The 13,300-nt window shown below is 71.7% G+C and carries 10 protein-coding genes; 3 read left to right on the top strand and 7 right to left on the bottom strand.

Annotated features, from left to right (window positions below):
• Window positions 1–106: 106 nt before the first annotated feature.
• Window positions 107–847, bottom strand: coding sequence for an FAD-dependent thymidylate synthase (thyX, locus tag B4U46_RS25930; RefSeq protein ID WP_045946033.1), 741 nt, complete (start codon window positions 845–847; stop codon window positions 107–109).
• 216 nt (window positions 848–1,063) lie between these two features.
• Between thyX and B4U46_RS25925 the strand changes: the two genes are divergently transcribed.
• Both B4U46_RS25925 and B4U46_RS25920 read left to right on the top strand, forming a co-directional pair.
• Window positions 1,064–1,306: a hypothetical protein gene (locus tag B4U46_RS25925; protein ID WP_079430072.1), complete on the top strand. Its 243-nt coding sequence runs from the start codon at window positions 1,064–1,066 to the stop codon at window positions 1,304–1,306.
• Window positions 1,307–1,353: 47 nt separating this feature from the next.
• Window positions 1,354–1,908, top strand: a complete 555-nt coding sequence (locus B4U46_RS25920) for a PH domain-containing protein (protein WP_079430071.1) — start codon at window positions 1,354–1,356, stop codon at window positions 1,906–1,908.
• 80 nt (window positions 1,909–1,988) lie between these two features.
• On the opposite strand, the gene B4U46_RS25915 is transcribed toward B4U46_RS25920, so the two are convergent.
• The 6 genes from B4U46_RS25915 to eccD form a co-directional block, all read right to left on the bottom strand.
• Window positions 1,989–2,441 carry a hypothetical protein gene (locus B4U46_RS25915; RefSeq protein WP_079430070.1) on the bottom strand — a complete coding sequence of 151 codons (453 nt, stop codon included), beginning with the start codon at window positions 2,439–2,441 and terminating at the stop codon, window positions 1,989–1,991.
• Window positions 2,442–2,456: 15 nt separating this feature from the next.
• Window positions 2,457–3,209 (bottom strand): 4-hydroxy-tetrahydrodipicolinate reductase, encoded by a 753-nt coding sequence (gene dapB / locus B4U46_RS25910; protein ID WP_079430069.1) that lies wholly within the window; start codon window positions 3,207–3,209, stop codon window positions 2,457–2,459.
• Window positions 3,210–3,233: 24 nt separating this feature from the next.
• Window positions 3,234–4,613, bottom strand: a complete 1,380-nt coding sequence (locus B4U46_RS25905; protein WP_079430068.1) for a M16 family metallopeptidase — start codon at window positions 4,611–4,613, stop codon at window positions 3,234–3,236.
• A complete protein-coding gene (locus B4U46_RS25900; protein ID WP_079430067.1) occupies window positions 4,610–6,829 on the bottom strand; it encodes a polyribonucleotide nucleotidyltransferase in 2,220 nt (739 codons plus the stop codon). The genes B4U46_RS25905 and B4U46_RS25900 overlap by 4 nt, the downstream gene beginning before the upstream one ends.
• Window positions 6,830–7,148: 319 nt before the next feature.
• Window positions 7,149–7,436: a 30S ribosomal protein S15 gene (gene rpsO, locus B4U46_RS25895; protein WP_007266917.1), complete on the bottom strand. Its 288-nt coding sequence runs from the start codon at window positions 7,434–7,436 to the stop codon at window positions 7,149–7,151.
• Window positions 7,437–7,608: 172 nt separating this feature from the next.
• Window positions 7,609–9,114, bottom strand: a complete 1,506-nt coding sequence (gene eccD, locus B4U46_RS25890; RefSeq protein ID WP_079430066.1) for a type VII secretion integral membrane protein EccD — start codon at window positions 9,112–9,114, stop codon at window positions 7,609–7,611.
• Between the two features lie 222 nt (window positions 9,115–9,336).
• Between eccD and eccCa the strand changes: the two genes are divergently transcribed.
• Window positions 9,337–13,290: a type VII secretion protein EccCa gene (gene eccCa / locus B4U46_RS25885; RefSeq protein ID WP_079430065.1), complete on the top strand. Its 3,954-nt coding sequence runs from the start codon at window positions 9,337–9,339 to the stop codon at window positions 13,288–13,290.
• The last annotated feature ends 10 nt before the right edge of the window (window positions 13,291–13,300 follow it).

The raw sequence follows: 13,300 nt of genomic DNA, 5'->3' as shown, positions 1-13,300 counted from the left end.
CAGTGCCGGGTCCGTTTGATCAGCCTAGATGAACTTTACGAAACGCCGCAATACGGACACTTGGCACTTCTCCTGGCACATCCGTACGCCGTGCGTGCATCGGTCCTTACGGGGCAACGCGACCGTTGCCGTTGAAGGCCGCGTAGGTCAGCGGCATGAGCTTCGCCCAGTGCTGCTCCATCTTCTCGCCGACCATCTCGATCTCCCGCTGCGGGAAGGACGGCACCTTCGCCAGCTCGTGCTGGGTGCGCAGGCCGAGGAAGTGCATGAGCGAGCGCGCGTTGCAGGTGGCGTACATCGAAGAGAACAGGCCGACCGGCAGGACCGCCCGGGCCACCTCGCGCGCCACGCCCGCCGCGAGCATCTCCTGGTACGCCTCGTAGGCCTGGCGGTAGCTGTCCTCCATGACCCGGCCCGTCAGCTCCTGCTGCGCCTCGGTGCCCTCGACGAAGACGTACTTGCCCGGACGGCCCTCCTGGACGAGCTTGCGCTCGGCGTCGGGGACGTAGAAGACCGGCTGGAGCTCCCTGTAGCGGCCGGACTCCTCGTTGTAGGACCAGCCCACGCGGTGGCGCATGAACTCGCGGAACACGAAGATCGGGGCGCTGATGAAGAAGGTCATCGAGTTGTGCTCGAAGGGGCTGCCGTGGCGGTCGCGCATCAGGTAGTTGATGAGGCCCTTGGAGCGCTCCGGGTCCTTCTGGAGCTCGTCGAGGGACTGCTCGCCGGCCGTCGAGACACGGGCGGCCCACAGCACGTCGCTGTCGGCGGCGGAGTGCTTGACCAGCTCCACCGTCACATCACTGCGGAAGCTGGGTTTCAGGTCGGGGGCGACGGTCTCGCTCACACGGGGTCCTTCCGAACGGGTCTTTCGAGGGGCGCGCCCACTCTACGGCGGTCTGCGGCACCCGCCCGACAGGCGACGGGGGCGGTGGGCTCACCCGGACAGCTGACGGGCCGCCACGGATTTTCGGCGGATGTCCCGGAATGCGGCACCGATCGGCGCGTTCGTTCGTCCTACCGGGCAGACGCACCAGCCCCCGACCCAGAGGAGTGTTGCCCCATGTTTCGCCGCCGGCGCGAACCCGTCCCGTTCGCCTTCGTCGCCGAGGCCGACCGTTTCCGAAGCAATGTCACTCCGCCGCCGCGCGAGAGTCTGAGCATGACCCAGATCACCGCCCGTAGTCTGGTCGGACTGACCGTGGTGGCGGGGCTCGTCGGGTCCCTGCTCTTCGGCATGCCCGCCCTGCAGCCCTACAAGGCCACCGGCAAGGCGCAGCAGTCGCAGGCCTCCGAGGGGCGGTAGCCTCACGGGCACAGATCAACGAACGTGCATGTGAGTGAGGTCCAGCCGTGCCCCTGCCCTTCCTGACGGCCGACGGCGTCTTCGACGCTCACGAGGACGAAGCCCTCCCGCATGTGGATCCCGAGCGCTGGCGCCGGCCTTACCGGCCCGGCCCCTGGCGGGTGGCCGGAGCGGCGCTGCTCCTGCTGCTCTCGGCCTTCATGCTGCTGGCCACCGTGATCATCGCCTTCGCGGGCACCTGGGGCGGCGCCGCCATCGCCGGGGCCGCTTCGCTGGCCGTGATCGGGTCGGCGCTGCGGATCCTGCGCGCGGGCGTCTGGGTGAGTCCCGGTGGGCTGCGCCACGTGGGGTTCTTCACGACCCGTTCGATCCCGTGGAGCGAGGTCGAGGGGGTCAGGAAGGTCCAGCAGCCGGTGCGCTGGCTGGGGTTGCCGAGGACCGTGCAGGGGCAGGCGCTGACGGTGGCGGGGCGTGGCGGCGCGGAGCTTCCGGTGCTGCTGACCGACCACAACGCCGATTTCCTGTCGCGCGGTGAGGCCTTCGACCGGGCGGCCGTCCTGGTGGAGGCGTGGGCCGAGGAGTACCGGGCCGTGCCCGCCTGACGGTCCGGAGCGTGCAACGAGGGCCCGTACGGGGATCGTCCCGTACGGGCCCTTCGTTCGTGCCGGGTGCCCTGCGGCGGTTACGCGCCGGCGTGCGCCGCCTGGTGCAGGGCGATGGCCCGTTGCATGGCCTTGCGGGCCCGCGGGGTGTCGCGGGCGTCGTGGTAGGCGACGGCGAGGCGGAACCAGGTGCGCCAGTCCCCCGGCGCGTCCTCGGTCTCGGCCTTGCGGCGCGCGAAGACCTCGTCGGCGGAGTCCCGCAGGATCCGGCCGTACTGGTCCCGCTCCAGTTCGTCGACGGGCAGGCCGCCCTCGGCCTCCAGTTCGGCGGCGAGCTGGTTGGCGCGGGTGACGAACCGGGTGTTCATCCAGAGGAACCAGATGCCGATGACCGGCAGGATCAGCACGGCCGCACCGAAGGTGACGGTGAGCCAGGTGCCCTGCTGGATCAGCATCAGCCCGCGGCTGCCGACCAGGACGAAGTAGACGACCAGGACGGCGGCCGTGATGAAGTAGGTGATCTTCGCGCGCATGGTGCTACTGCCTCATCAGCCGAGGTCGAGGAAGTTTTCCAGGCCGAAGGTGAGGCCCGGGGTCTGCGTCACGCGGCGCACGCCGAGCAGGATGCCCGGCATGAAGCTGCTGTGGTGCAGGGAGTCGTGACGGATGGTCAGGGTCTCGCCCTCGCCGCCGAGGAGCACCTCCTGGTGGGCCAGGAGGCCGCGCAGGCGGATGGCGTGCACCGGGACGCCGTCGACGTCCGCGCCGCGGGCGCCGTCGAGGGCGGTGGCGGTCGCGTCGGGCTGCGCGCCGAGGCCGGCCTCGGCGCGGGCGGCCGCGATGAGCTGCGCGGTGCGGGTCGCCGTGCCGGAGGGGGCGTCGACCTTGTTGGGGTGGTGGAGCTCGACGACCTCGACGGACTCGAAGTAGCGGGCGGCCTGGGCGGCGAACTTCATGGTGAGGACGGCGCCGATGGAGAAGTTCGGGGCGATGAGCACCCCGGTCTCCGGGGAGCCGGCCAGCCAGGTGTTCAGCCGGCCGAGGCGGTCCTCGTTCCAGCCGGTGGTGCCGACCACGGCGTGGATGCCGTGGCCGACGAGGAAGTCGAGGTTGTCCATCACCGAGTCGGGGGTGGTCAGCTCGACGGCGACCTGTGCCCCGGCGTCGGCCAGGGCCTCCAGCTTGTCGCCCCGGCCGAGAGCCGCCACCAGCTCCATGTCCCCGGCGGCCTCGACGGCCCTGACGGCCTCGGAGCCGATGCGGCCCTTGGCGCCGAGGACTGCCACGCGCAGCTTGCTCATGCTTGTTTCCTTCACTCGTACGGGCTAGGCGACCGCTTCGTCCAGGCGGGCCGCCTGCTTCTCCTTGAGCGGGCCGACCACCGCGAGCGAGGGCCGCTGTGCCAGTACATCCCGGGCGACTTCCCGGACGTCGTCCGGGGTCACCTCGGAGATGTGGGCCAGCATCTCGTCGACCGACATCTGGTCGCCCCAGCACAGCTCGCTCTTGCCGATGCGGTTCATGATCGCGCCGGTGTCCTCCAGGCCGAGGACGGTGGAGCCGGAGAGCTGGCCGACCGCGCGCCGGATCTCCTCGTCGGTGAGTCCCTCGGAGGCGACCTTGTCGAGCTCGTCGCGGCAGATCCGCAGGACGTCGTGGACCTGGCTGGGCCGGCAGCCGGCGTAGACCCCGAAGAGGCCCGTGTCGGCGAAGGCGGAGGTGTACGAGTACACGCTGTAGGCCAGGCCGCGCTTCTCGCGGACTTCCTGGAAGAGCCTGGAGGACATGCCTCCGCCGAGGGCGGTGTTCAGCACGCCGAGGGCCCAGCGGCGGTCGTCGGTGCGGGCCAGGCCGGGCATGCCGAGGACCACGTGGGCCTGCTCGGTCTTGCGGCCCACCAGGTCGACGCGGCCGGCGGTGCGGATGCGCTTGGTGCCGGTGCGCGGGCCGACGGGGCTCGCGTCGGTGTGGCCCAGGGCGCCGGCCTTCTCGAAGGCGGCGCGGACCTGGCGGACGACCTTGGCGTGGTCGACGTTGCCGGCGGCGGCGACGACCAGGCGGGTGGGATCGTAGTGCTTCTTCCAGAAGCGGCGGATCCGGTCGGCGCCGAGGGCGTTGATGGTGTCGACGGTGCCGAGGACGGGGCGGCCCAGGGGCGAGTCCCCGTACATGGTCTGGGCGAAGAGGTCGTGGACCATGTCGCCCGGGTCGTCCTCGGTCATCGCGATCTCTTCGAGGATGACCCCGCGCTCGGCGTCGACGTCCTCCTCGCGGATCAGCGAGCCGGTGAGCATGTCGCAGACCACGTCGATGGCCAGCGGCAGGTCGGTGTCGAGCACCCGGGCGTAGTAGCAGGTGTACTCCTTCGCCGTGAAGGCGTTCATCTCGCCGCCGACCGCGTCGATCGCGGAGGAGATGTCGAGGGCGGTGCGCTGGGCGGTGCCCTTGAAGAGGAGGTGCTCCAGGTAGTGGGTGGCGCCGTTGAGGGAGGGCGTCTCGTCGCGCGAGCCGACGTTGGCCCAGATGCCGAAGGTGGCGGAGCGCACGGACGGCAGCGTCTCGGTGACGACGCGCAGTCCGCCGGGGAGGACGGTGCGGCGGACGGTGCCGATGCCGTTCTCGCCCTTGAGGAGGGTTTGGGTACGGGCGACGGCCCGCCCCTCCGAAGAGGGGCGGGCCGTCACACGGGAACTACGCGACGTCACTTGTCGGAGTCGTCCTTGTCAGACTCGGCAGCGTCCTCGCCCTCGATCACGGGGACCAGGGAGAGCTTGCCGCGCTGGTCGATCTCGGCGATCTCGACCTGCACCTTGGTACCGACCGCGAGCACGTCCTCGACGTTCTCCACGCGCTTGCCACCGGCGAGCTTGCGGATCTGCGAGATGTGCAGCAGGCCGTCCTTGCCGGGCATGAGGGAGACGAAGGCACCGAAGGTGGTGGTCTTGACGACCGTACCCAGGTACCGCTCGCCGACCTCCGGCATGGTCGGGTTGGCGATCGCGTTGATCGTGGAGCGGGCGGCCTCGGCGGCCGGGCCGTCGGCGGCACCGATGTAGATGGTGCCGTCGTCCTCGATCGTGATCTCGGCGCCGGTGTCCTCCTGGATCTGGTTGATCATCTTGCCCTTGGGGCCGATGACCTCACCGATCTTGTCCACCGGGATCTTGACGGTGATGATCCGCGGGGCGTTCGGGGACATCTCGTCCGGGGTGTCGATCGCTTCCATCATCACGTCGAGGATGTGGAGGCGGGCGTCGCGGGCCTGGGTGAGGGCCGCGGCCAGGACGGAGGCCGGGATGCCGTCCAGCTTGGTGTCCAGCTGGAGGGCGGTGACGAACTCCTTGGTGCCGGCGACCTTGAAGTCCATGTCGCCGAAGGCGTCCTCCGCACCGAGGATGTCGGTGAGGGCGACGTAGTGGGTCTTGCCGTCGATCTCCTGGGAGATCAGGCCCATGGCGATACCGGCGACGGGGGCCTTGAGCGGCACACCGGCGTTCAGCAGCGACATGGTGGAGGCGCAGACCGAGCCCATGGACGTCGAACCGTTGGAGCCGAGGGCCTCGGACACCTGGCGGATCGCGTAGGGGAACTCCTCGCGGGTCGGCAGGACCGGCACGATCGCGCGCTCGGCGAGCGCGCCGTGGCCGATCTCGCGGCGCTTCGGGGAGCCGACGCGGCCGGTCTCGCCGACGGAGTACGGCGGGAAGTTGTAGTTGTGCATGTAGCGCTTGCGGGTCACCGGGGAGAGGGTGTCCAGCTGCTGCTCCATGCGGAGCATGTTGAGGGTGGTGACGCCCAGGATCTGGGTCTCGCCACGCTCGAACAGCGCCGAGCCGTGCACGCGCGGGATGGCCTCGACCTCGGCGGCCAGGGTGCGGATGTCGGTCAGGCCACGGCCGTCGATGCGGACCTTGTCCTTGATGACGCGCTCGCGCACCAGGGCCTTGGTCAGGCTGCGGTAGGCGGCGGAGATCTCCTTCTCGCGGCCCTCGAAGGCCGGGAGGAGCTTCTCGGCGGCGATGTCCTTGACGCGGTCCAGCTCGGCCTCGCGGTCCTGCTTGCCCGCGATGGTGAGCGCCTGGGCCAGCTCGCCGCGGACGGCCTGCTCCAGGGCGGCGTAGACGTCCTGCTCGTAGTCGAGGAAGACCGGGAACTCGCCCTCGGGCTTGGCGGCCTTGGCGGCCAGGTCGGCCTGGGCCTTGCACAGGACCTTGATGAAGGGCTTCGAGGCCTCGAGGCCGGCGGCCACGATCTCCTCGGTCGGCGCCTCGGCGCCGCCCTTGACCAGGGCGATGGTCCGCTCGGTGGCCTCGGCCTCGACCATCATGATCGCGACGTCGCCGTCCTCCAGGACGCGGCCCGCGACGACCATGTCGAAGACGGCGTCCTCGAGCTCGGTGTGCGTCGGGAAGGCCACCCACTGGCCCTTGATCAGCGCGACGCGGACGCCGCCGATCGGGCCGGAGAAGGGCAGGCCGGCCAGCTGCGTGGACGCGGACGCGGCGTTGATCGCGATGACGTCGTACAGGTGGTCGGGGTTGAGCGCCATGACGGTGGCGACGACCTGGATCTCGTTGCGCAGGCCCTTCTTGAAGGAGGGGCGCAGCGGGCGGTCGATCAGGCGGCAGGTGAGGATCGCGTCCTCGGAGGGGCGGCCCTCGCGGCGGAAGAAGGAGCCGGGGATCTTGCCGGCGGCGTACTGCCGCTCCTCGACGTCCACCGTGAGGGGGAAGAAGTCGAGCTGGTCCTTGGGCTTCTTCGACGCGGTGGTCGCGGAGAGCACCATCGTGTCGTCGTCCAGGTAGGCGACGGCGGAGCCGGCGGCCTGGCGGGCGAGGCGGCCCGTCTCGAAGCGGATGGTGCGGGTGCCGAAGGAACCGTTGTCGATGACGGCCTCGGCGTAGTGGGTCTCGTTCTCCACTAGCGTTTTCTCCATTTTCGTCGTCTTCCGTCCGCCACCCGTGTGGTGGAGGACGTCCGTCCCGGCCACCCGTGTGGTGGGGGACGGTTGCGGAGAAGCGCTCCTGGCGTGCGGGCCGGTCTTCGATCGAAGCACCCGGTTCCCTGCCCCGCCGTGGGGGCTTTCCGGATGCCACTACCGAGGACCGGCGGCGTAGGGAGGGCGCTCCTCCTCTTCAGTTGTGCGCTGTCTCCCAGCCTACAAAGCGTCGGGTAGGTCGCGCACGTACGGCAAAGGGAGCGGCCCCATCGGTGTGGGAACCGCTCCCTTCACGGTGTGCTTACTTGGCGCCGGCCGCACCGCGGCGGATGCCGAGGCGCTCGACCAGCGTACGGAAGCGCTGGATGTCCTTCTTGGCCAGGTACTGCAGCAGACGGCGGCGCTGGCCGACCAGGATCAGCAGACCACGACGGGAGTGGTGGTCGTGCTTGTGGGTCTTGAGGTGCTCGGTCAGGTCCGAGATGCGGCGGGAGAGCATCGCGACCTGGACCTCGGGAGAGCCGGTGTCGCCCTCCTTGGCACCGAATTCGGCGATGATCTGCTTCTTCGTAGCGGCGTCGAGCGGCACGCTTACTCCTCGTTTAGGTCTTCGTGGCCACCGAGTGCCCCAGGTCGAATTCTCTGGGGAGCTTCCGTGACTCGGGAGGCGGGGCTCGCTGAGCGCAGCCTCCAGAGGATTCCGGGGGCGCGTACACAAACGGCCGTCACACAGCGTACCAGGCTGCCGGATGGTGGACGTCTCAGCTGGTGAGGGAGCGGGCACGGCCGTACACGTCGAGTACGGCCAGGGCCAGCGGGACCAGGCTGAGCAGGACCGCGGCCTCGGTGAGGTCGAGCAGCCTTCCCCAGAAGGGTGACAGGCCCTTGCGGGGGATGACAAGCGCAATTCCGGCGAGGAGGGCCGCGCCGGCGGCGACGGCGGCGGAGAGCCAGATCGTACGGAGGTCCAGGCCGCCGCGGTCGTGGTAGCGGGTGAACTCCTCCATGAGGTTGCCCGGCGGGTGCAGGGCCAGGCCCAGGACGAGCAGGCCCGTGGCCGCGAGGCCGGCGACCAGGGCGCAGACCACCTGGGAGGTGTAGCGGAAGAGGCGGGCGCGCAGCAGCACGGCCAGCCCGGAGGCCAGGGCCAGGAGGCGGCCCCAGGTGTTGTCGGAGAAGCCGAGGACGGCGGCGGCGCCGACGGTGACGGCGGCGCACCCCGCGACCAGGCCGAGGAGCATCTCGTGACCGCGGCGGGCCTGGGCGGCCACGGCCTCGGCGTCGATCGGTTCGCCCTGGTCGCCGCGGCCGTCGCCGGGCTGGTCACCGTACGGGTCGGTGTCGTGGCGGTCCGCGGTCCCGTAGCCGGGGGCGGCGCTCTGCGGGGCGGCGTAGCCGATGGGCAGGCGGGCGAAGCGGGCGGAGAGGCCGGGCAGGAAGGCGACGAGGCCGATGGCGACCGGGGCGCAGACCGCGGCGGTGGCGGTCGCGGAGGCGCCGGTGGCGATGGCCGCGAAGGTGGCGAGGGTGCCGGTGGCGGCGAGGAAGGTGGCCGCGACGAAGGGGGCGTCGCCGTGCGGGGTGAGCGCGGTCAGGGCGACGGAGGCGACGAGGACGCAGCCGCAGCCGAGCAGGAACTGCAGGCGGCCGGGTCCCTGGCCGGGGCCGGCGGCGACGATGCCGGAGCCGGCGATCAGCAGGTGTGGCAGCGCACCGAGGCCGAGGGCGACGGCGGAGCCGCGGTCGCGGTAGACGCGGGCGCGCACCGCGGCGGCGGCGGTGAGCAGGGCGCCGGCGGAGCCGGCGATGATCCCGGGCAGGCCGTGCATGTCGTGGCGCAGGGGGTCGGCGTACCAGAGGACGAAGCCGAGGAGGACGAGCAGCACGGCGGCGCCGGCCAGGCCCGCCCCGCGGAGCATGTCGTCGCTCCAGCGGTGCCGGTCGCGGACGACGGCGGAGGCGACGGCGTCGGAGACGTCGTCGAACACGGCGGGCGGGAGGGACTCGGCGAAGGGGCGGAGGCTGAGCACCTCGCCGTCGAGGACCTGCTGGGCGGCGAGGGTGCGGGTCCCGTCGAGGACGACGCCGGAGCGGCGTACGAGGTGGAAGCCGGTGGGGGCGCCGACGGGCTGGGTCTGGCCGGTGAGCCGCAGCAGTTCCGGGTAGACGTCGGCGACGGCGATGTCCTCGGGGAGGGCGACGTCGATACGGCTGTCCGGGGCCACGACGGTGACCCTGCAGAATCCGGTGGCCTCGGCCGTACTCACCTGTGTGACCCCCCTGGTTGCCGCCACGGAGCGGCCGATTCGCGGATGCGCATGGGTGGATGCGCGTGGTGCGCGCGCCACCCTACCCGGAGGGCGTGCGGCCTTCGGCAAGTAGGATCACGGTTCGCGCCGGGGCGCGGGGTGCGGTAGTCCCCTTACGGGCCCCGGGAGTTGGGGCGGCGGTCACGGTGCCCCGTCCGCTTTCGAGGGATTGATGCTCCGGTGAGCCAGATCGTCGTCAAGCGCCCGCCCCGGTCGCTGCCACCCGAAGTCCCTTCGGAGGAGCTGCGGCTGGAGTCCCCGCCGGAGCTTCCGCGGGGGCAGCAGGAGGGTCTGCTGATGCAGTTCCTGCCGATGCTGGGCATGGGTTCCTCGGTCGTGTTCTTCTTCATGCCGGGTGCGGCGCCGTTCATGCGGGTCATGGGCGTGCTGATGCTGGTGTCCACGGTGGGCATGGTCATAGCCCAGCTGGTGCGCCACCGGCGCGGTACGCAGGGGCAAATGGCCGACGTGCGGCGGGACTACCTCAAGTACCTGGCGCAGACGCGCCGTCAGGTGCGCTGGACGGCGCGGGCGCAGCGTGACGCGCAGCTGTACCTGCACCCGGCACCCGAGCAGTTGTGGTCGGTGGTCGCCGAGGGGTCGCGGCTGTGGGAGCGGCGGGTCGGTGACGCGGACTTCGGGCAGGCCCGGCTGGGGCTGGGCGCGCAGGGGCTGGCGACGCCGCTGGTGGCTCCGGACACGGCGCCGGTGGACGAGCTGGAGCCGCTGACGGCGGGGGCGATGCAGCGCTTCCTGAAGGTGCATTCCTCGCTGGACGGGCTGCCGGTGGCGGTGTCGATGCGGGCGTTCTACCACGTGACGGTGTCCGGGGAGGCGGAGTCGGCGCGCGGGGCCGCGCGGGCGATGGTGGCGCAGCTGGCGACGCTGCACTCCCCCGAGGACCTGGTGGTCGGCGTGGTGGCCGCGCCGGGGGCGGTGGCGGAGTGGGACTGGGTGAAGTGGCTGCCGCACACGCAGGTGCCCGGGCAGGTGGACGGGGCCGGCACGAAGCGGCTGTTCAGCGATGACCTGGGGGAACTGGAGGGGCTGCTGGGGTCCCGGCTGGAGGGGCGGCCGCGGTTCAGCCGGGACGTGTCGCCGGTGCTGGACCAGCCGCACCTGGTGGTGGTCCTCGACGGCGGGATGGTGCCGCCGGATTCGGTGTTCGCGGCGGCCGAGGGGCTGCAGGGCGTGACCGTCGTCGAGGTGGTGGCGGGCGAGCTCGACGAGCCGCGCGGCGGGCTGTCGGTCGTGGTGCGGCCGGGCCGGCTGCGGCTGGAGTCGGGCGCGGGGGTCGCGTACGAGGGGGTGCCGGACACCCTGTCGCTGCCGGCGGCCGAGGCCCTGGCCCGGCAGCTGGCGCCGTTGCGCACGGGCGGCGGGGACGACGACGAGCCGTTGCTGGCGAACCTGGACTTCACCGATCTGCTGAACCTGGGCGACGCGGCCTCGGTGGACGTGTCCCGGACCTGGCGGCCTCGGTCGGCCGGCGAGCGGCTGCGGGTGCCGATCGGGGTGGGCGAGGACGGCGCGCCGGTGATGCTGGACCTGAAGGAGGCCGCGCAGGAGGGCATGGGCCCGCACGGGCTGTGCGTGGGCGCGACGGGTTCGGGCAAGTCGGAGCTGCTGCGCACGCTGGTGCTGGGGCTGGCGGTGACCCACACCTCGGAGACGCTGAACTTCGTCCTCGCGGACTTCAAGGGCGGTGCCACCTTCACCGGCATGGGGCAGATGCCGCACGTCGCGGCGGTGATCACCAACCTGGCGGACGACCTGACGCTGGTCGACCGGATGGGCGACTCGATCCGCGGCGAGCTCCAGCGGCGGCAGGAGCTGCTGCGCGCGGCGGGCAACTACGCGAACATCCACGACTACGAGAAGGCGCGTGCGGCGGGTGCCGCGCTGGAGCCGCTGGCCTCGCTGGTGCTGGTGATCGACGAGTTCAGCGAGCTGCTGACGGCGAAGCCCGACTTCATCGACATGTTCATCCAGATCGGCCGGATCGGCCGTTCGCTGGGCGTGCACCTGCTGCTGGCCTCGCAGCGGCTGGAGGAGGGCAAGCTGCGCGGCCTGGACACGTACCTGTCGTACCGGATCGGGCTGCGGACCTTCTCGGCGGCGGAGTCTCGGACGGCCATCGGCGTGCCGGACGCGTACCACCTGCCGTCGGTGCCCGGTTCGGGCTATCTGAAGTTCGGCACGGACGAGATGACGCGGTTCAAGGCGGCGTACGTGTCGGGCGTCTACCGTTCGGGCGGGCGGGAGCTGTCGGTGGGGCCGTTCCCGGTGGAGCGGCGGCCGGTGCTGTTCACGGCGGCTCCGGTGCCGGTGGTGTACGCGGCCCCGGACCCGGCGCACCTGGCGGCGCGGCCGGAGCGGGAGGACGACGCGCTCGCGGACACGGTCCTCGACGTGATCGTGGCCCGGCTGGAGGGACAGGGGGTGCCGGCGCACCAGGTGTGGCTGCCGCCGCTGGACCGGGCGCCCTCGCTGGACCAGCTGCTGCCGGCGCTGGCGCCGTCGGCGGAGCGCGGGCTGCACGCGGAGGGCTATACGCGGCCGGGCGGGCTGGTGGTGCCGCTCGGGCTGATCGACAAGCCCTTCGAGCAGCGGCGCGAGGTGCTCTACCGGGACTTCTCGGGGGCGGCGGGCCACATGCTGGTGGTCGGCGGCCCGCAGTCGGGCAAGTCGACGCTGATGCGGACGCTGATCTCGGCGTTCGCGCTCACGCACACCCCGCGCGAGGTGCAGTTCTACGGGCTGGACTTCGGCGGTGGCGGCATGTCGGCGGTGGCGGAGCTGCCGCACGTGGGCGGGATCGCCTCGCGGCTGGATCCGGAGCGGGTGCGGCGCACGGTCGCGGAGGTGGCGGGGATCCTGAACCGGCGGGAGGAGTTCTTCCGGGCGAACGGGATCGACTCCATGGCCACCTACCGGCGCAAGCGGGCGGCGGGCGAGCTGCCGGGCGAGGCCTGGGGCGACGTGTTCCTGATCGTCGACGGCTGGGGCGGGTTCCGCGGCGAGTACGAGGGCCTGGAGCAGGTGGTCACCGACATCGCCTCGCGGGGTCTGGGCTACGGGGTCCACGTGGTGGTGACGGCGGCCCGGTACATGGAGGTGCGGGCCGCGCTGAAGGACCAGATGCTGGGGCGCCTCGAACTGCGGCTGGGTGACGTCATGGACTCCGAGTTCGACCGCAGGGTGGCGGCGAACGTGCCGACGGGGATGCCGGGGCGCGGACAGGTGCCGGAGAAGCTGCACTTCCTGGGCGCACTGCCGCGCATCGACGGCTCGCCCGAGGCGGAGAGCCTCTCGGAGGGCACGGCGGAGTTCGTGGCGGCGGTGCGGGCGGGCTGGCCGGGTCCGTCGGCACCGGGAGTGCGGCTGCTGCCGCGGCTGCTGCACGCCGACCAGCTGCCCAAGGGCGGGGAGTTCCCCGAGCGCGGCATCGCGATCGGCATCGACGAGACGGCGCTGGAGCCCGTGTTCGTCGACTTCGAGTCGGACCCCTTCTTCCTGGTGTTCGGCGAGAGCGAGTCCGGCAAGACGAACCTGCTGCGGCTGATCGCCCGGCAGATCGCCGAACGGTACCCGCCGGAGCAGGCGAAGCTGGTGGTCGGCGACTACCGGCGCGGGCTGCTGGGGGCGCTGCCGGAGGAGCACCTGCTGGAGTACGCCCCGATGGCGAATTCCCTGCAGACGCACATGCAGGCGCTGGCCGGGGTGTTCTCGCGCCGCCAGCCGCCGGCCGACGTCACCCCGCAGCAGCTGCGGGACCGCAGCTGGTGGACCGGCCCGAACGTGTTCATCGTGATCGACGACTACGACCTGGTCGCCACGAGCCAGGGCAATCCGCTGGCACCGCTGGTGGAGTTCCTGCCCTTCGCCCGGGACACCGGGGTCCGGTTCATCATCGCGCGGAGCTCGGCGGGGGCCTCGCGGGCCATGTACGAGCCGTTCATGCAGCGGATCAAGGAGCTGGGGGCGCAGGGCGTGGTGCTGTCGGGCGATCCGTCCGAGGGCGACCTGCTCGGCCCGGTCCGCCCGCGCCCGATGCCTCCGGGGCGTGGCTACTACGTCTCGCGCCGGCGGGGCACCTCGCTGGTGCAGCTGGGGCGGATGCCGGGGCTGTAGGGGCGGTGGG

It is taken from the genome of Streptomyces katrae (genome assembly GCF_002028425.1).
Taxonomy (GTDB): domain Bacteria; phylum Actinomycetota; class Actinomycetes; order Streptomycetales; family Streptomycetaceae; genus Streptomyces; species Streptomyces katrae_A.
This window is presented reverse-complemented; position numbering and strand designations above follow the sequence as displayed.